General features: G+C 67.1%; 20 protein-coding genes and 4 tRNA genes. 21 read left to right on the forward strand and 3 right to left on the reverse strand.

All coding sequences use genetic code 11. The annotated features are described in order from the left end of the window. Nucleotides 1-32: 32 nt before the first annotated feature. Nucleotides 33-638 carry a flavin reductase family protein gene (locus tag NVV99_RS19310; protein ID WP_039585385.1) on the reverse strand — a complete coding sequence of 202 codons (606 nt, stop codon included), beginning with the start codon at nucleotides 636-638 and terminating at the stop codon, nucleotides 33-35. A 52-nt stretch (nucleotides 639-690) separates the two neighbouring features. On the opposite strand from NVV99_RS19310, the gene menD reads away from it, so the two are divergent. The 4 genes from menD to NVV99_RS19330 all read left to right on the forward strand — a co-directional run bounded on the left by menD (nucleotide 691) and on the right by NVV99_RS19330 (nucleotide 4725). Then, nucleotides 691-2310: a 2-succinyl-5-enolpyruvyl-6-hydroxy-3-cyclohexene-1-carboxylic-acid synthase gene (menD, locus tag NVV99_RS19315; RefSeq protein ID WP_024101694.1), complete on the forward strand. Its 1620-nt coding sequence runs from the start codon at nucleotides 691-693 to the stop codon at nucleotides 2308-2310. After that, on the forward strand, nucleotides 2307-2759 hold the full coding sequence (locus NVV99_RS19320; protein ID WP_024101693.1) for a DUF3592 domain-containing protein: 453 nt from the start codon (nucleotides 2307-2309) through the stop codon (nucleotides 2757-2759). Before menD ends, NVV99_RS19320 begins: the two co-directional genes overlap by 4 nt. Before the next feature lie 82 nt (nucleotides 2760-2841). After that, entirely contained in the window at nucleotides 2842-3984 is a 1143-nt protein-coding gene (locus NVV99_RS19325; RefSeq protein WP_024101692.1) for a glycosyltransferase family 1 protein, read from the forward strand. A gap of 39 nt (nucleotides 3985-4023) precedes the next feature. Then, nucleotides 4024-4725: a demethylmenaquinone methyltransferase gene (locus NVV99_RS19330; RefSeq protein ID WP_024101691.1), complete on the forward strand. Its 702-nt coding sequence runs from the start codon at nucleotides 4024-4026 to the stop codon at nucleotides 4723-4725. A gap of 90 nt (nucleotides 4726-4815) precedes the next feature. Here NVV99_RS19330 and NVV99_RS19335 read toward each other — a convergent pair whose 3' ends face one another. Then, complete coding sequence (locus NVV99_RS19335) at nucleotides 4816-6087, reverse strand: geranylgeranyl reductase family protein (RefSeq protein WP_024101690.1); 1272 nt, start codon at nucleotides 6085-6087, stop codon at nucleotides 4816-4818. Between the two features lie 112 nt (nucleotides 6088-6199). Between NVV99_RS19335 and NVV99_RS19340 the strand changes: the two genes are divergently transcribed. Beyond that, nucleotides 6200-7246, forward strand: coding sequence for a polyprenyl synthetase family protein (locus NVV99_RS19340; protein ID WP_006552298.1), 1047 nt, complete (start codon nucleotides 6200-6202; stop codon nucleotides 7244-7246). 101 nt (nucleotides 7247-7347) lie between these two features. Beyond that, the gene (htpX, locus tag NVV99_RS19345) at nucleotides 7348-8208 is read left to right on the forward strand and encodes a zinc metalloprotease HtpX (RefSeq protein ID WP_024101689.1); all 861 of its coding nucleotides are present in this window, start codon (nucleotides 7348-7350) and stop codon (nucleotides 8206-8208) included. 100 nt (nucleotides 8209-8308) lie between these two features. Here htpX and NVV99_RS19350 read toward each other — a convergent pair whose 3' ends face one another. Further along, the gene (locus tag NVV99_RS19350) at nucleotides 8309-8800 is read right to left on the reverse strand and encodes a YajQ family cyclic di-GMP-binding protein (RefSeq protein ID WP_006552295.1); all 492 of its coding nucleotides are present in this window, start codon (nucleotides 8798-8800) and stop codon (nucleotides 8309-8311) included. Nucleotides 8801-8950: 150 nt separating this feature from the next. Between NVV99_RS19350 and NVV99_RS19355 the strand changes: the two genes are divergently transcribed. The 15 genes from NVV99_RS19355 to NVV99_RS19425 all read left to right on the forward strand — a co-directional run bounded on the left by NVV99_RS19355 (nucleotide 8951) and on the right by NVV99_RS19425 (nucleotide 17473). After that, nucleotides 8951-9033 (forward strand) — tRNA-Tyr (locus NVV99_RS19355). 307 nt (nucleotides 9034-9340) lie between these two features. Then, nucleotides 9341-9413: transfer RNA gene (locus NVV99_RS19360), tRNA-Thr, on the forward strand. 43 nt (nucleotides 9414-9456) lie between these two features. After that, nucleotides 9457-9532: transfer RNA gene (locus NVV99_RS19365), tRNA-Met, on the forward strand. Nucleotides 9533-9591: 59 nt separating this feature from the next. Next, nucleotides 9592-9759 carry a 50S ribosomal protein L33 gene (rpmG, locus tag NVV99_RS19370; protein WP_003941903.1) on the forward strand — a complete coding sequence of 56 codons (168 nt, stop codon included), beginning with the start codon at nucleotides 9592-9594 and terminating at the stop codon, nucleotides 9757-9759. A gap of 84 nt (nucleotides 9760-9843) precedes the next feature. After that, nucleotides 9844-10419 (forward strand): (3R)-hydroxyacyl-ACP dehydratase subunit HadA, encoded by a 576-nt coding sequence (gene hadA, locus NVV99_RS19375; RefSeq protein ID WP_006552294.1) that lies wholly within the window; start codon nucleotides 9844-9846, stop codon nucleotides 10417-10419. Beyond that, a complete protein-coding gene (gene hadB / locus NVV99_RS19380; RefSeq protein ID WP_024101688.1) occupies nucleotides 10406-10831 on the forward strand; it encodes a (3R)-hydroxyacyl-ACP dehydratase subunit HadB in 426 nt (141 codons plus the stop codon). Before hadA ends, hadB begins: the two co-directional genes overlap by 14 nt. Before the next feature lie 179 nt (nucleotides 10832-11010). Beyond that, nucleotides 11011-11083 (forward strand) — tRNA-Trp (locus NVV99_RS19385). A 32-nt stretch (nucleotides 11084-11115) separates the two neighbouring features. After that, the gene (secE, locus tag NVV99_RS19390; protein ID WP_024101687.1) at nucleotides 11116-11541 is read left to right on the forward strand and encodes a preprotein translocase subunit SecE; all 426 of its coding nucleotides are present in this window, start codon (nucleotides 11116-11118) and stop codon (nucleotides 11539-11541) included. 50 nt (nucleotides 11542-11591) lie between these two features. Next, the gene (nusG, locus tag NVV99_RS19395) at nucleotides 11592-12428 is read left to right on the forward strand and encodes a transcription termination/antitermination protein NusG (protein ID WP_006552291.1); all 837 of its coding nucleotides are present in this window, start codon (nucleotides 11592-11594) and stop codon (nucleotides 12426-12428) included. A 95-nt stretch (nucleotides 12429-12523) separates the two neighbouring features. Beyond that, entirely contained in the window at nucleotides 12524-12958 is a 435-nt protein-coding gene (gene rplK, locus NVV99_RS19400; protein ID WP_006552290.1) for a 50S ribosomal protein L11, read from the forward strand. Between the two features lie 116 nt (nucleotides 12959-13074). Further along, on the forward strand, nucleotides 13075-13788 hold the full coding sequence (gene rplA / locus NVV99_RS19405) for a 50S ribosomal protein L1 (RefSeq protein WP_006552289.1): 714 nt from the start codon (nucleotides 13075-13077) through the stop codon (nucleotides 13786-13788). 398 nt (nucleotides 13789-14186) lie between these two features. Next, a complete protein-coding gene (gene rplJ, locus NVV99_RS19410) occupies nucleotides 14187-14714 on the forward strand; it encodes a 50S ribosomal protein L10 (RefSeq protein WP_006552288.1) in 528 nt (175 codons plus the stop codon). 123 nt (nucleotides 14715-14837) lie between these two features. Next, on the forward strand, nucleotides 14838-15224 hold the full coding sequence (gene rplL, locus NVV99_RS19415; protein WP_024101686.1) for a 50S ribosomal protein L7/L12: 387 nt from the start codon (nucleotides 14838-14840) through the stop codon (nucleotides 15222-15224). A 313-nt stretch (nucleotides 15225-15537) separates the two neighbouring features. Further along, the gene (locus tag NVV99_RS19420; RefSeq protein WP_041803793.1) at nucleotides 15538-16614 is read left to right on the forward strand and encodes an ABC transporter ATP-binding protein; all 1077 of its coding nucleotides are present in this window, start codon (nucleotides 15538-15540) and stop codon (nucleotides 16612-16614) included. Between the two features lie 67 nt (nucleotides 16615-16681). Beyond that, complete coding sequence (locus NVV99_RS19425) at nucleotides 16682-17473, forward strand: ABC transporter permease (RefSeq protein WP_006552286.1); 792 nt, start codon at nucleotides 16682-16684, stop codon at nucleotides 17471-17473. Nucleotides 17474-17476 lie beyond the last annotated feature (3 nt).

The following is a 17476-nucleotide window of genomic DNA, read 5'->3' on the forward strand; positions in this document are numbered from 1 at the left end:
GACGATCGTTCAGCGGAGCCTAACCTGTGTCGTCACCCGGGAGTGCCGGGCCGCTGCAGTCTCCGCACCGCGGGCGTCAGTCCCCATTCGGTCCGCCCCAACCGGCTCACCGCGCCGAGCGCGGCGAAGTCGGGGGCACCGTCCTCCGCCAGCACCTCCGGATCGACCGTCACGGCGAGGACGTCGCCCATCACGACGAACGAGTCGCCGATCTCGATCACACGGTGCAACCGGCACTCGATCGAGGCCGGTGCCTCCGCGACCCGCGGGGGCCGCACCCGCTCGCTCGGCTCGGCGTGCAACCCCACCTCGGTGAACTCGTCGATGTGGTGCGGGAACGCCGCCGACGAGGCGTTGACCTTCTCCATCAACGGCACGGTCGCGATGTTGATCACGAACTCGCCCGTCTGCTCGATGTTCCGCAGACTGTCCTTCCGGCCCACGGAGGTGAACTGCACGACCGGCGGGGCCGTACTCGCCACCGTGAAGAAGCTGTACGGAGCGAGATTGAACACACCGTCCTCGGCCTCGGTGGACACCCACGCGATCGGTCTCGGCACGATTGTCGCGGTGAGAAGGCGGTAGAAGCGGCCGGGACTCGACTCGGCGGGATCGAAGACTGTGCGCACGGCCTCCATTCTGACCGCACCTGTACCCGGCCACACTTCCGGCGCAATTACCCTGGACTCCGTGAATCCGTCCACTGCCCAGGCCACTGCTGTCGTCGACGAACTCGCCCGGGGCGGTGTTCGGGACGTCGTGCTGTGCCCGGGCTCGCGCAACGCGCCGCTCGCCTTCGCGCTCCAGGCCGCCGACAGCGCAGGACGTCTGCGCCTGCACATGCGTATCGACGAGCGCACCGCCGGATTCCTCGCGATCGGCCTGGCCCTCGCATCGGGGCGTCCCGTCCCGGTCGTCATGACCTCCGGTACCGCCGTGGCCAACCTCGCGCCCGCCGTGCTCGAGGCGAACTACGCCCGCGTCCCGCTGGTCGTGCTCAGCGCCAATCGCCCCTACGAACTGCTCGGATCCGGTGCGAACCAGACCGTCGAACAGCTCGGGTTGTTCGGCAGCCAGGTGCGCGCCACCATCAGTCTCGGCCTCGCCGAAGGCATCGAGCAGAACAGCCAGTGGCGTTCGGCTGTCTCCCGGGTTCTCGCTGCCGCCCGCGGAACCCGATCGGGCAACGCCGGCCCGGTCCACTTCGACATCCCGCTGCGCGAACCGCTCGTGCCCGAGCTCGACGCGAAGGGCCCGGTGCCCGAGGGCCGCCCCGACGGCAATGCCTGGACCACCACGGTGAACGCCACCCTCGACGTCCCGCTCGAGATCGACCTGACCCCCGACACGATCGTCGTCTCCGGTCACGGTTCCGCCCACCGCCCCGAATTGTCCGGGCTGCCGACCGTCGCCGAACCCACCGCACCGTTGCACGGCATCCCGGTGCATCCGATGGCGCTGCCGCACCTGAAGCCGCGCCAGGCGATCATCACCGGACGGCCCACGCTGCACCGGCCGGTGTCGAACCTGCTCGCCGACCCCGCCGTCACCGTGTACGCGCTGACCACCGGCCCGCGCTGGCCCGACGTGTCGGGCAACGTCATCGCGACAGGCACCCGCGCCGTGGTGTCGGGAACACCCGACGAGGCGTGGCTCGAACGATGCCGCCAGCTGTCGGCACACACCGACAAGGCCGTGCGCGCCCAGCTCGACGGGCATCCGAAGGCCACCGGACTGCACGTCGCGGCGGTCGTGACGGACTCGCTGAAGCCCTGCGACCAGCTGCTGCTCGGGGCGTCGAACCCGGTGCGCGACGCGGCGCTCGTGAGCTACCCGAAACCCGACGTGAAGGTGCTGTCCAACCGGGGTGTCGCCGGGATCGACGGTACGGTCTCCACCGCCGTCGGTGCCGCACTCGCCTACGAACAGGGACGGACGGTCGCGCTGCTCGGCGACCTGACCTTCCTGCACGACGCGTCGGGCCTGCTCATCGGGCCGTCGGAGCCGCGGCCGCAGAACCTCACCATCGTCGTCGCGAACGACGACGGCGGCGGAATCTTCGAACTGCTCGAACAGGGCGACCCGCAGTACGCGGGTGTTTTCGAGCGTGTCTTCGGCACCCCGCACGGTATGGACCTCGCGGCACTGTGTGCGGCCTACCGCGTCCCGCACGAGCTGGTGGATCTGCAGGGACTCGCGCTCGCCCTCGCGAACGACACGGCGCCGCCCGCGGGCATCCGTGTGGTCGAGGTCACCACCGATCGGGCCGGACTGCGCGAACTGCACGCGGCGGTGCGGGCGCAGCTGTGAGCGGACCCGAGCGCGCGCGGCGCGCGGTTCTCATGGTCGCGGCGGCGATCTCCGCCCTCGCGGTGATCCTGTTCCTCGGCGCCCTCCGCAACGACCTCACCATCCGCTCCGACACGGGCACGGCCGTCGCGGAGGTGCTCTCGGCCGGCTCCGTGCGGTCCGCCGTGAGTTTCGTCACTCCTGACGGTGTGACGCACAATCCGGAGCTCGGCGTTCTGTACCCGACGGGGCTGACCACCGGGCAGCGGATCGCCGTCGAGTACGCCCGGAGTGATCCCGATCTCGTTCGTGTGACCGGTCGCGACGCCCGCGTCGCCCTGATCCCGACCGGATCGGTGATCGTCGTCACATGGTTGATCGCCACGCCGGTGCTGATCTGGCTGCGGCGGAGGGCGACCGCCGCACCCGCTGTCGCTCCCGACGTGAAGGATCGACAGCTGCAGGTGTGACGAACGAAACGTTCGTCGCGACTTCGTCCATCGGTCACCGAACTCGCACCTGCTCGACTCGCAGGCTCGCCACGCTGTCGGCGTGCGAGTAGCCATCGTCGCGGAATCCTTCCTCCCGAACGTCAACGGCGTCACCAACTCGGTGCTCCGCGTCCTCGAGCACCTCGACCGCACCGGACACGACGCGTTGGTCGTCGCACCCGACACGGTCGCAGGCAGGCCACCCGCTCCGTCCGACCATCACGGGACACCCGTCCACCGCGTACCGGCGGTGCGCGTACCGAGGATCAGCTCCCTCCCGGTGGGCGTGCCCGGCCCGGAACTCCTTCCGGTGCTGCGCACTTTCGCGCCGGATGTGGTGCACCTCGCGTCCCCGTTCGTGCTCGGTGCCGGCGGTCTCGCCGCCGCGGGACGTCTCGACATTCCGACGGTCGCGATCTATCAGACGGACGTGGCCGGATTCGCCTCCAGCTACGGGCTCGGCCTCGCCGCGCGTGCGTCCTGGCGGTGGACTCGGCGCCTGCACCGCGGCTGCGATCTCACCCTCGCTCCCTCGACCTCCGCCGTGGACGACCTCGTGGCCCACGGCATCCCGCGCGTGCGGCGCTGGTCGCGGGGCGTCGACACCGACCGCTTCGCGCCGTCCCGGCGGGACGAGGACCTGCGCGCCTGCTGGTCGCCGGACGGCCGTCCGATCGTCGGTTTCGTGGGACGCCTCGCGCCCGAGAAGCACGTCGAGCGGCTCGCGATCCTCGCCCACGACCCGCGGCTGCAACTCGTCGTCGTCGGCGACGGTCCCGAACGGTCGCGGCTCGAACGTCAGCTGCCGTCGGCCGTGTTCACCGGGCAGCTGGGGGGCGAGGAACTGGCCCGCGCCCACGCGAGCCTCGACGTCTTCGTCCATCCCGGCGAACACGAGACCTTCTGCCAGGCCGTGCAGGAAGCCCTGGCGAGCGGGGTCCCGGCGATCGTGCCGGACGCGGGCGGACCACGCGACCTCGTCGCCCACTGCCGCAACGGTTACCGCTTGCCGGTGGACCGCTTCGTCGAATTGCTGCCCCGAGCCGTCGATGCGCTGCTCGCTCCTGGGGTCCGGGACGAGTTCGGTGGTGCGGCACGCAGTGGAGTGCTCGGCCGCACCTGGCCCGTGCTGTGCGACGAGTTGTTCGCCCATTACCGGCGGGTGCAGGGCCTTCCCGCGCACGCGCTCCGCCGCGCCGCGTGAGCGCCGGCGTCCACTAGGGGAGCGGGTAACGTTTCGGCCGTGGCAACAACTCACGGATCACGCGCGTCGCTCGACAAGGACCCGCGTGAGGTCGCGTCCATGTTCGACGGGGTCGCTGCACGCTACGACCTGACCAACACCGTCCTGTCGTTCGGGCAGGACCGCGGGTGGCGTCGCGCGACCCGTGCGGCTCTCGACCTGAAGCCCGGCGAGCGGGTGCTCGACCTGGCCGCCGGCACCGGGGTCTCCACCGTCGAACTCGGACGGTCCGGCGCGTGGGTCGTCGCCACCGACTTCTCCAAGGGCATGCTGCACGCCGGTGAGTTCCGCAACGTCCCGATGGTCGCAGGCGACGCGATGAGACTGCCGTTCGCCGGCGCGGTCTTCGACGCCGCGACCATCTCCTTCGGCCTGCGCAACGTCGCCGACCCGGACGAGGGACTGCGCGAGATCGCCCGGGTGGTCAAGCCGGGTGGACGCCTCGTGGTGTGCGAGTTCTCCACGCCGGTGCGGGAACCGCTGCGCACCGTCTACATGGAGTACCTGATGCGGACGTTGCCGCGGGTCGCACGGGCGGTCAGCAGCAATCCCGACGCCTACGTCTACCTCGCCGAGTCGATCCGGGCCTGGCCCGATCAAGAGCAGCTCGCCCGGCGCATCGAGGCCGCGGGCTGGAGCGACGTGAAGTGGCGCAATCTCACCGGGGGCATCACCGCCCTGCACCGCGCGGTACGCAAGTAGCCGGGCGCATCGGCACCGCGCGGTACGCAAGTGGCCGGGCGCATCGGCACCGCGCGGTACGCAAGTAGCCGCGCGGCGCTGTATCGGCTCTCAGGCGAAGAGGGGCTGACGGTCCCAGCGCATCGAGAGATGACCGCTCGTCCGCCACACCCGGGCCACGAAGTCGGCGTCCTCGTCGGTGACAAGATTGCCCATCACCCGCACCGCGACCGACATCATCGTCCGCGACCGCATCGCGATCGGGCCGGTCGCCGGCAGGAACTTCGGGATCGTGAGCAGGCTCGCGAGGCGACGCGCGGTGGAGAACGCCCGGCCGTAGTGGGAGCGCAGCGTCGCCGGCCACAGGTCGGTGAGGTCGTCGGAGTCGAGCAGCCCGGCGAGCAACCGACCGCCTTCGAGTCCGTAGTCGATGCCCTCGCCGTTGAGCGGATTGACGCACGCCGCGGCGTCGCCGATCAGCGCCCAGTTCCTGCCCGCGACCCCCGACACGGCTCCGCCCATGGGCAGCAGCGCCGACGCCACACGCGTCACCTCACCGAGTTCCCATTCCGTGCGACGCTGCCGCGCGTAGAGGTCGATGAGAGGCCGCAGCGATCCGCTCGCCGGTCGCGAGGCGGTCGCGAGGGTCCCCACTCCCAGGTTCACTTCGCCGGTGCCGAGCGGGAACACCCAGCCGTAGCCCGGCTGGACGGCCCCCGCGTCGTCGCGCAGTTCGAGGTGCGAGGTGATCCACGGATCGTCGCTGCGCGGGGAGGTGGCGTAGGCCCGCGCGGCCACGCCGTAGGTGGTGTCGCGGTGCCAGCGACGACCGAGCACCTTGCCGAGGGGAGAACGCACCCCGTCGGCGACGATCACCGTGCGGCAGCGGACGGTCCGCGGTCCGTCGGCGGTGCGGAAGATCACGGCCGAGACCCGGTCGCCGTCGCGTTCGACGTCGACGGCCTTCGTTCCGTCCACGGCGCGGGCACCCGAGTCGAGCGCGACCTGCCGGATCCGGGCGTCGAGTTCGGTGCGCGGCACGGCGCTGCCCACGACCGGGAACGACGAGTCGGGCCAGGGGAGTTCGAAGCGGCCACCGAAGCCCTCGAGACGCAGACCGCGGTTGACGGTGCGGGTGCGCAGCCAGTCGCCGAGGCCGAGTTCGTCGAGTTCGGCGACGGCACGCGGGGTCAGTCCGTCACCGCAGGTCTTGTCGCGAGGGAAGGTCGCGGCATCGACGAGCAACACCTCGCGACCGGCGCGGGCAGCCCACGCGGCGGCGGCGGAACCGGCTGGACCGGCACCGACGACGAGAACATCGGTACTGTCGGGAACGCAGGACTGGGATTGCCGCGGATCTCGCGCGGAGTGTTCGGCCACCACCGCTCCATCTTCTCAGGCCGCGATCGGCCGCCTCGACGAGGTGGATCGGGGAACGAACGGCTAGGTTCACTACGGTGAAGTCGAGGCGACAGAACAGGATGGGTACGTCATCGTGAGCACTGAGGGGGCGGCTCGGACCGCTGGTTCGGCCGATGCGGCGCCGAGCACCGTCGTGGCCGGTGTGGAACTCGGCGATCCGGTCCTCGCCGCGACAGTCGGGGACGGCCTCGCGAGCGTCGAGAAACTCCTGGTCGAGGAACTGTCCGACGGTGAGGACTTCCTGACGGAGGCCGCACTGCACCTTGCGAAGGCGGGTGGCAAGCGGTTCCGGCCGCTGTTCACTATCCTCACCGCGCAGCTCGGGCCGAAGCCCACCGATCCCGCCGTGGTGACGGCGGCGACCGTCGTCGAGCTCGTGCACCTCGCGACGCTCTATCACGACGACGTGATGGACGAGGCGACGATGCGTCGCGGCGCCCCGAGCGCCAACGTGCGCTGGGGCAACAGCGTCGCGATCCTCGCCGGCGACTATCTGTTCGCGCACGCCTCGCGGTTGGTGTCGACGCTGGGTCCGTCGGCCGTGCAGATCATCGCGGAGACGTTCGCCGAGCTGGTCACCGGTCAGATGCGCGAAACCATCGGTGTGCGTACCAACGACGACCCGGTCGAGCACTACCTGCGGGTGATCTGGGAGAAGACCGGTTCGCTGATCGCCGCCAGCGGTCGCTTCGGCGGTACGTTCTCGGGCGCCGATCCGGAACATGTAGAGCGTCTCGAACGGCTCGGCGACGCCGTCGGCACCGCTTTCCAGATCGTCGACGACATCATCGACATCGCGTCCGACACCACGGAGTCGGGCAAGACCCCCGGAACCGATCTCCGCGAGGGTGTGTACACCCTGCCGGTGCTCTACGCGCTGCGGGAGACCGGACCGGAGGCGGATCGTCTGCGTGAACTGCTAGTCGGTCCCATCGAGGACGAAGCACACGTCGCGGAGGCGCTCGAACTGCTCGTCCGCTCGCCGGGGATGGATGCGGCGAAGGCAACTCTCGCGACCTACGCCGCCCGCGCTCACGCCGAACTCGATGCCCTGCCGCAGGGGTCGGCGAACGAGGCGCTGCGTCGCCTCGTGGACTTCACCGTCGCCCGCGTCGGCTGACGGACCGTCGTGTCGTCCCGCCCCGGTCGGGGCGGGAACCGCGCCGTTCGCTCGTTCGTTGGACGAATGAGTGGGAAATCGTGGTGCGGAAGGGGTGCGACGTGCACGGATACTCGAACCGTCTCAAGACGGCCGGTCTGTTGATCGGAATGTCCGCGCTGATCGTGTTCGTCGGAGCGTTGTTCGGCAATTCGACGATCCTGCTGATATCGATCGTGCTCGCCGTCGGCATGAACGGCTACGCGTACTTCAACAGCGACAAGCTCGCCCTGCGGGCGATGCACGCCCAGCCGGTCACCGAGGTGCAGGCACCGGCGATGTACCGGATCGTTCGCGAACTGGCGACCGCGGCGCACCAGCCCATGCCGCGGCTCTACATCAGCCCCACCAACGCTCCCAACGCGTTCGCCACGGGTCGTAACCCGCGAAACGCCGCCGTGTGCTGCACGACGGGCATCCTGGAGATCCTGAACGAACGGGAACTGCGCGCGGTGCTCGGCCACGAACTCGCCCACGTCTACAACCGCGACATCCTCATCTCGTCGGTCGCCGGCGCGATGGCTGCCGTCATCTCGGGCCTGGCGAACTTCGCGTTCTTCGCCTCGGCCTTCGGCAACCGGGAGGGTGGCGCGAACCCACTGGCGCTGCTGCTGGTTTCCCTGCTCGGCCCCATCGCGGCGTCGGTCGTCAAACTCGCTGTGTCGAGGTCGCGCGAGTACCAGGCCGACCAGTCCGGTGCCGAGCTCACCGGCGACCCGCTGGCCCTCGCGTCGGCGCTGCGCAAGCTCGCTCTCGGCACGCAGGCCGCGCCGCTGCCACCCGAACCGAAACTCGCGGCCCAGTCGCACCTGATGATCGCCAACCCGTTCCGGGCGGGCGACAAGATGAGCCGGCTGTTCTCGACGCACCCGCCGATGGCCGACCGCATCGAACGGCTCGAGCGCATGGCCGGGATCCGCTGACCGGACGGCACCCCACAGACGACATCCCGGACGACTCCGCCCGCGACGACGGTCGCGGGCGGAGTCGTAGGAGAGGGCGTCGTCGGCAGCGGTCGACGTACTAGCGGTAGTTGACGAACTGCAGGGCGATGTCGAGGTCGGCGTTCTTGAGCAGCGAGATGACGGCCTGCAGGTCGTCGCGCTTCTTGCTGCTCACGCGCAGCTCCTCGCCCTGGATCTGCGCCTTGACGCCCTTCGGGCCCTCGTCACGGATGAGCTTGGAGATCTTCTTGGCATTCTCCTGGCTGATGCCCTGCACCAGCGTGCCGGTGATCTTGTAGACCTTGCCGGACTGCGTCGGCTCGCCGGCGTCGAAGGACTTGAGGGACAGGTCGCGGCGGATCAGCTTCTCCTTGAAGACCTCGAGCGCGGCGAGCGCGCGGTCCTCGGTCTCGGCCGAGATCGTGATGGCCTCGTCGCCCGACCACTCGATGTGCGCCCCGGTGTTCCGGAAATCGAAGCGGTTGGCGATCTCCTTCGCCGCCTGGTTCAGCGCGTTGTCCACTTCCTGGCGGTCGACCTTGCTCACCACATCGAACGACGAATCAGCCACGTCTCACTCCACTTCGGGGTCGGTCTGTAAGGGTTCTGTCCACCCGACGCTATCGGGTCGCGCGGAGCTGTGACCACTCGGTTTGCGTTTCGGGGGGGTATGCGTTGTATTCTTCCAAACGCATCGAGGACGCGGTCCCGATCGCACCCCGGCAGGTTGCCCGAGCGGCCAATGGGAGCGGACTGTAAATCCGTCGGCTTACGCCTACGTAGGTTCGAATCCTACACCTGCCACCGGAACAGCCCCGGTTCTTCGGAACCGGGGCTGTTCTGCATTCCGGGGCCCTTCGGTGCGGGATCCGGAGTGTGGGTCCTGCTCTCCCCGAGGTTCCGGGCGGCTCGGCACGCGGTGCCGTTCCGCCTCGCGCCCGATGCCTCCCGCCGGCCCGCCGCGCGCGTATGTGTGGGCACGGGTGGGTGCGGGTGGGCAGAGCTCGGAGAGGAGCGGCGTTTATGCGCCTCCACCAGCGGATTTTGCACCAGGACCGAGTGTGTGTAATCTTTTGGAGGCCGCAGCGAGCAGAGATGCTCCGGAGGCCACGCCCCCTTAGCTCAGTCGGCAGAGCGTTTCCATGGTAAGGAAAAGGTCGACGGTTCGATTCCGTCAGGGGGCTCGCTGGATTGAGGTGCCGCCTTCGTAGCGACACTCGGCACCGAGGCGGTGTAGCTCAGTTGGTAGAGCAAACGACTCATAATCGTTGCGTCGCCGGTTCAAGTCCGGTCACCGCTACCAAAAGTTCATTGATCCACCCTGATCGATACTGATCGGATTGACGCGAAAGAAGGCATCCCGTGGCCTCCTCTACTGACGTTCGGCCGAAGATCACCTTGGCCTGCGAGGTGTGCAAGCACCGCAACTACATCACGAAGAAGAACCGTCGCAACGACCCCGACCGGCTCGAGCTGAAGAAGTTCTGCCCGAACTGCGGTACGCACCAGTCGCACCGCGAGTCCAAGTAGCCGGTCGCAACGACGTCGACGCATAAGGTCTCCGCAATACCGACCGTGCCAGTTGGCGTCGTCGGAATTGCGGAGGTTTTGCGTATGACGAACATACTCGAGAACCAGGAATCGGTGGACGCGACCGAACAGGCCGGGATCCCGTTCGATGCCGCCGCGCACGCCAAGTCCATGGTCGGTCACCACTACCGGGTGGGCGACTACTACGAGGTCGGTCGCGAGAAGATCCGCGAGTACGCCCGTGCCGTGCGCGATTCGCATCCGGCCCATCACGACGACGACGCAGCCCGGGGGCTGGGATATGACGGAGTGATCGCGCCGCTGACCTTCGTCTCGATCGTCGGCATGATCGCGCAGCGCAAGCTGTTCGAAGAGGTCGTCACCGGCTACGACCTGAGCCAGATCATGCAGACCGACCAGCGGATGGTCTACCACCGCCCGATCCAGGCCGGCGACAGGCTGTTCTGCGACGTCTACCTCGACGATTTCCGGCAAGCTGCCGGCAGCGACATCATCACCACCAAGAACGTGATCACGGATCAGTACGACAATCTCGTGCTCACCTCCTGGACGACGCTCGTCGCCCGTTCCGGTGGCGAGGTCGACGACAACATCGCGCACGCGGTCAAGGATGTGGTGATGCACAGTGACACTCCGTAGTTTCGCGGATGTCGCGGTAGGGGACGAGCTTCCGTCGAAGGTCGTCACGCTCACGCGCGGAAATCTGGTCAACTATGCAGGTGTGTCGGGTGATCCCAACCCGATCCACTGGAGCGACAAGGTGGCCGAACTGGCCGGCTTGCGCGACGTCGTCGGGCACGGCATGCTCTCGATGGGCATCGCGGCCGGCTTCGTCACGGAGTGGCTGGGAGACCCCGGCGCGGTGACCGAATACAATGTTCGGTTCACCAGTCCGGTATACGTGGAGGCCGACGAGGCCGCCGAGATCGAGTTCACCGGCAAGATCAAGTCGGTGGACGCGGAGAGCAAGACAGCAGTGGTCGCTATCGTGGCGAAGTCCGACGGTCGTAAGATCTTCGGTCGCGCCACGGCAACGGTCCGTTTGGCCTGACGGCCGAGCGGATTGGGTTTGTCCCGGGGCAATGCAGTACACTTAGGCTTCTGGGATCGCATAGCAGCGCGCTGCTCTACGAAGGCCGTAACGGCCCGACGGGGTAGCGCGCGTGTCATGTGGTCGCAGATGGGTCGGTTCCGGACACTCGCTTCGTACGAGTGTGGATGTCCGACCAGAGGGGCGTAGCTCAATTGGCAGAGCAGCGGTCTCCAAAACCGCAGGTTGCAGGTTCAAGTCCTGTCGCCCCTGCCCCCGGACTGCCAGCGACCGAGAGGAACGATGTGAGCGAGGAGCGCGGTCAGCGCCACAGCGGCACCGCAGGGAACATTCCCGGCGACGCTGGAACGGCTACCGGCGCGACCCCCGACGGTTCTTCCGCGGCTGCTCGGCCGACCGGCAAGCGGGCCACCCGTCGTGGTGCAGCCGATCCCTCGGCATCCACGACGAGTGCGGTGTCCATGAAGAAGACGTCGCGTTCGGCCACGGCCGTGAGCGATCGTCCCGCCGCGAAGTCCGAGAACATCTTCAAGCGACTCGTGCGCTTCTTCCGTGAGGTCATCGCCGAGCTCCGCAAGGTGATCTGGCCCAACCGCAAGCAGTTGACCACCTACACGCTCGTGGTCCTTGCGTTCGTGACCGTCATGACGGCGTTCATCTTCGGATTGGATCTGGCGTTCGTACAGGGCGTCAGCTGGTTGTTCGGTTAGCGCCTGTCCGCGCGAGACGAAAAATGTGATCGACGAGAGGAAAGTGCCCGGTGAGCACCCCCGAGAACGACTCGTACGAGGCTTCGGCCGAGGAGCACGTTTCGGACGAGGCCTTGGTTGACGACGTGACGGCCGAGTCGGCGGATGCGGACACCGAGGTCTCCGAGTCCGACGCTGCTGTCGAGTCCGGCACCGATGCCGAGACCGATGTCGAGGTCTCCGACGCAGCGGAGGGCACCGACGACGCCGCCGCCGAAGAGGACGAGGTCGACCCGGCCGAGGCCCTCGAGAAGCAACTGCGGCGCGAGCCCGGCGACTGGTACGTCGTGCACTCCTACGCCGGCTACGAGAACAAGGTCAAGACCAACCTCGAGACCCGCGTCCAGAACCTCGACCTCACCGAGTACATCTTCCAGGTCGAGGTGCCGACCGAAGAGGTCACCGAGATCAAGAACGGTCAGCGCAAGCAGGTCAACCGCAAGGTCCTGCCCGGCTACATCCTCGTCCGGATGGAACTCAACGACGAGTCGTGGGGCGCCGTCCGGAACACCCCCGGCGTGACCGGCTTCGTCGGAGCCACGTCGCGTCCGTCGCCGCTGACGATCAAGGAGGTCGTGAAGTTCCTCCTCCCGCAGCAGGCGAAGAAGAAGCCGGCGGCCGGTGCTTCGACCGCAGGCGAGCAGGCTCCCGCCGCCGCCGCGAAGCCCGCCATCGAGGTGGACTTCGAGGTCGGCGAGTCGGTCACCGTGATGGACGGCCCGTTCGCGACGCTGCCCGCCTCCATCAGCGAGGTCAACGCCGAGCAGCAGAAGCTCAAGGTCCTGGTGTCGATCTTCGGCCGTGAGACTCCCGTGGAGTTGTCGTTCAACCAGGTGTCGAAGATCTGACGATCCCCAGGATCCGACGGCGCCGGCATCCGGCGCGCACAAGCTTGCAGTAGCAGTACGCAAGAACCACACCGAGCACGAAACTAGGAATAGAGATGCCCCCCAAGAAGAAGAAGATCGCCGGGCTCATCAAGCTCCAGATCCAGGCCGGCCAGGCCAACCCGGCTCCGCCGGTCGGCCCCGCGCTGGGTCAGCACGGCGTCAACATCATGGAGTTCTGCAAGGCGTACAACGCGGCGACCGAGTCGCAGCGTGGCAACGTCGTGCCGGTCGAGATCACGGTCTACGAGGACCGTTCGTTCGACTTCAAGCTGAAGACTCCGCCGGCCGCGAAGCTCCTGCTCAAGGCCGCAGGCGTGCAGAAGGGCTCCGGCGAGCCGCACAAGACCAAGGTCGCCAAGGTGACCATGGATCAGGTGCGCGAGATCGCCAAGACCAAGCAGGAAGACCTGAACGCCAACGACATCGAGGCTGCCGCGAAGATCATCGCCGGCACCGCTCGGTCGATGGGCATCACGGTCGAGGGCTGAGCCCCTCGCTGTTCCGGGGCTCCGTCCCCGGGCTTGCATAGCACTCGTGGGAGGGCCGGCCAGGCCCGCTACCACGCCCGAACCATTCACCTGCCGGTGAGAAGTTAGGAAAGAACATGGCAAAGCGCAGCAAGGCATACCTCGCCGCGGCCGAGAAGATCGACTCGGACAACCTGTACAGCCCCCTCGCAGCTGCGAAGCTCGCGAAGGAGACCAGCTCGAAGAACTACGACGCCACCGTCGAGGTCGCCATGCGACTCGGTGTGGATCCCCGCAAGGCGGACCAGATGGTGCGCGGCACGGTCAACCTGCCGCACGGCACGGGTAAGACCGCTCGCGTCATCGTCTTCGCGGTGGGCGAGAAGGCTGCCGAGGCCGAGGCCGCAGGTGCCGACGTCGTGGGCGCCGAGGATCTGATCGAGCGCATCCAGGGCGGCTGGCTGGACTTCGACGCCGCGATCGCGACCCCCGACCAGATGGCGAAGGTCGGTCGTATCGCCCGCGTCCTCGGTCCCCGTGGTCTGATGCCGAACCCGAAGACGGGCACGGTCACCCCGGACGTCGCGAAGGCCGTCACCGACATCAAGGGTGGCAAGATCAGCTTCCGCGTCGACAAGAACGCCAACCTGCACTTCGTGATCGGCAAGGCCTCGTTCGACGAGACCAAGCTGGTCGAGAACTACGCTGCTGCTCTGGATGAGGTGCTCCGCGCCAAGCCGTCCAGCGCGAAGGGCCGCTACATCAAGAAGGTCACGATCGCTACGACCACCGGCCCGGGCATCCCGGTGGATCCGCAGCGCACCCGCAACCTCCTCGAGACCGCGGAGTAATTCGCACTGCACGCAGTGGATGTGCGTCCTGAAGCGGCCGGTACAGCATCGCTGTGCCGGCCGTTTTGCATCTCGTGCACATCGTCCGCTACAGTGGTGGGGTAGTTCGGCGTGCGCCGATCTTCACCCCGATCATGTTCTACCCAAGACCGTTGGTCACCGAATCCGCGTGCGGATCGGTTGAAGGTCCGGAGTTGTCCGGCGGCCCACGCAGGAGGACGAGGTTAGGGGAGATACGAACCGCGATGTGCCTTCGGGTTGCATTCGAGTTCCTCCTCCTTGTATGCCCCGTGTGCCCTGCGCCGGGGCGTTCGTCGTTTTCCGGTCCCGGCGGTCGTCCGGTGGGGCGTCCCACTCGGGACACCGGGAAAACGACTGTTACTGAGAGGAGGCGAAGTATGGCAAAGCCCGAGAAGGTTTCCGCAGTTGCGGAGATCACCGAGCAGTTCAAGACCTCCACCGCTGCCGTGATCACGGAATATCGTGGTCTGTCGGTGGGAAGTCTGACCGAGCTGCGTCGCGCTCTCGGAGAGGGTGCCACCTACTCCGTCGCCAAGAACACCCTGGTCAAGCGTGCCGCCGCTGAGGCGGGCGTCGAGGGTCTCGACGATCTGTTCGTCGGTCCGACCGCCATCGCGTTCGTCAAGGGCGAAGCGGTGGATGCTGCGAAGGCTCTGAAGAACTTCGCGAAGGACAACAAGGCTCTCGTCATCAAGGGCGGCTACATGGACGGCGCTGCGCTGTCCGTGGAGCAGGTCAACCAGATCGCGGACCTCGAGTCCCGCGAGGTGCTGTTGGCCAAGCTCGCCGGCGCGATGAAGGGCAACTTGGCAAAGGCCGCAGGCCTGTTCAACGCCCCCGCTTCGCAGGTGGCCCGCCTCGCGGCCGCTCTGCAGGAGAAGAAGGCGGGCGAAGAAGCCGCCTGACGCTGATCCGCATCACTGCGAATCTGCATCACCGCGAAAGATACATCCACGCGTGCTCCGGCACGCACCATCCCATCCGGTCGCGGATCAGCGACATGGGACTTATCAGGAAGGACCGCCACCATGGCGAAGCTCACCACCGAAGAGCTGCTCGACGCGTTCAAGGAACTGACCCTGCTCGAGCTCTCGGAGTTCGTCAAGGCATTCGAGGAGACCTTCGAGGTCACCGCTGCTGCTCCGGTTGCCGTCGCTGCCGCCGGTGCTCCGGCCGCTGCTGCCGAGGCCGAGTCCGAGCAGGACGAGTTCGACGTCATCCTCGAGGGTGCCGGCGAGAAGAAGATCCAGGTCATCAAGGTCGTTCGCGAGATCGTCTCCGGCCTGGGCCTGAAGGAAGCCAAGGACCTCGTCGAGGGTGCTCCGAAGCCGATCCTCGAGAAGGTCGCCAAGGATGCTGCCGACGCTGCCAAGGCCAAGCTCGAAGAGGCCGGCGCCAAGGTCACCGTCAAGTAGGACGGTTTCCGAACTTTCCGTCGAGCGTTCCGACGCTCTCCGGAACGGTTCCGCACAGGGCCGTTTCCGCGAATTCATTTCGCGGAAACGGCCCTTCTGCATTTCGGGCATGAATGTCGAGTGATATGTCCGTTATCGGCAGAAATCGACATCTACGCCGTGTTCATGCAGGTCACGGCGTAAGTCGAGATACGCGCACCCCCTTGTACAACGTCCTTACTCATGAGTAGGATCGCGTGTCACAGGTACCACTATCCATGCGATAGAGTGGCCCAACCCACACGGGGGCGACGGTATCGGACAGCGGAGGGTGATCGTGGGAGTCGAGGTTTCCGTCGAGGGACTGACCAAGTCCTTCGGCTCGCAACGTATCTGGCAGGACGTGACGTTGACGTTGCCGGCCGGTGAGGTGTCCGCGTTGCTCGGGCCGTCGGGTACCGGTAAGTCGGTGTTCCTCAAGTCGTTGATCGGTCTGCTGCGCCCGGAGGAGGGCTCGATCGTCATCGACGGCACCGACATCCTGCAGTGCTCCTCCAAGGAGCTCTACGAGATCCGCAAGTTGTTCGGGGTGCTGTTCCAGGACGGTGCGTTGTTCGGGTCGATGAACCTCTACGACAATGTCGCCTTCCCGTTGCGTGAGCACACCCGCAAGTCCGAGTCGGAGATCCGGCAGATCGTGATGAGCAAGCTCGAGCTCGTCGGTCTGCTCGGCGCCGAGGACAAGTTGCCCGGGGAGATCTCCGGGGGGATGCGGAAGCGCGCCGGTCTGGCGCGGGCGTTGGTGTTGGATCCGGAGATCATTCTGGTGGACGAGCCGGATTCGGGTCTCGATCCGGTGCGCACGACCTATATTTCGCAGACGTTGATCGATATCAATGCGGAGATCGATGCGACGATCCTGATCGTGTCGCACAACATCAATCTGGCGCGCACGGTGCCGGACAACATCGGGATGTTGTTCCGCCGGCAGTTGGTGATGTTCGGTCCGCGTGAGGTGTTGCTGACTTCGGATGAGCCGGTGGTCAAGCAGTTCCTCAACGGCACGATGATCGGTCCGATCGGGATGTCGGAGGAGAAGGACGAGGCGACGATGGCGCACGAGCAGGCGCTCGTCGAGGCGGGTCATCATGCCGGTGGTGTGGACGACGTCGAGGGGATCGTGCCGCAGATGCAGGCGACTCCGGGGATGCCGGAGCGGCAGGCGGTGGCGCGTCGGCAGGAGCGGGTGCGGTCGATCCTGCACAACCTGCCCCCAGCCGCCCAGAGCGCCATCCTCGAGTCGCTCGATCACAACGGCGCGCCCCACACAGCCCGGGGCTATGCCGACGACGACACCCAGATCATTCCCGCCTATACCGGAGAGAGATACGAGCAGCAGGCCCAGCAGTAGCACCAGCCGCAGCAGTGGTACAGCGTCAGCAGTGGTACAGCCGCAGGCTGGAGAAGTAGGAGAGTAGATGGGGGCGGGCAGCTCGCTCGTGCGGCCGGTTCACGGCGCACTCACCCAGGCCGGCAACATCGTCGAACTGTTCGTCGACGTCGTGCGGAACACCTTCCGCCGACCGTTCCAGTTCCGGGAATTCATCGAACAGGCGTGGTTCATCGCCAGTGTCACGATTCTTCCGACGGCGCTCGTCGCGATCCCGTTCGGCGCCGTCGTGTCGCTGCAGACCGGCTCGCTGATCAAGCAGCTCGGCGCCGAATCGTTCACCGGTGCCGCGAGCGTCCTGGCGGTCATCCAGCAGGGCAGTCCGATCGTGACGGCTCTGCTGATCGCCGGTGCCGCCGGCTCCGCGGTCACCGCCGACCTCGGATCGCGGACGATCCGCGAGGAGATCGACGCGATGGAGGTGCTGGGCATCAATCCCATCCAGCGCCTCGTCGTCCCGCGAGTACTGGCGATGGTGCTCGTCGCGCTCCTGCTCAACGGTCTCGTCTCCGTGATCGGCATCGCCGGCGGCTACTTCTTCAACGTGGTGCTGCAGGGCGGTACCCCCGGCGCCTACCTCGCCTCCTTCTCCGCCCTGGCGCAGCTACCCGACCTCTACGTCGCCGAACTCAAGGCTGCGATCTTCGGGTTGATCGCCGGCGTCGTCGCGTCCTACAAGGGGCTGCACCCCGGTGCAGGCCCGAAGGGCGTGGGGGAGGCCGTGAACCAGACTGTCGTCATCACGTTCCTGCTTCTCTTCTTCGCGAACCTGATCCTGACGATGGTGTACCTGCAGATCGTTCCTGCGAAGGGATCCTGACCA

It is taken from the genome of Rhodococcus sp. PAE-6 (assembly GCF_025290685.1).
GTDB classification, from domain to species: Bacteria; Actinomycetota; Actinomycetes; order Mycobacteriales; family Mycobacteriaceae; genus Rhodococcus; species Rhodococcus pyridinivorans.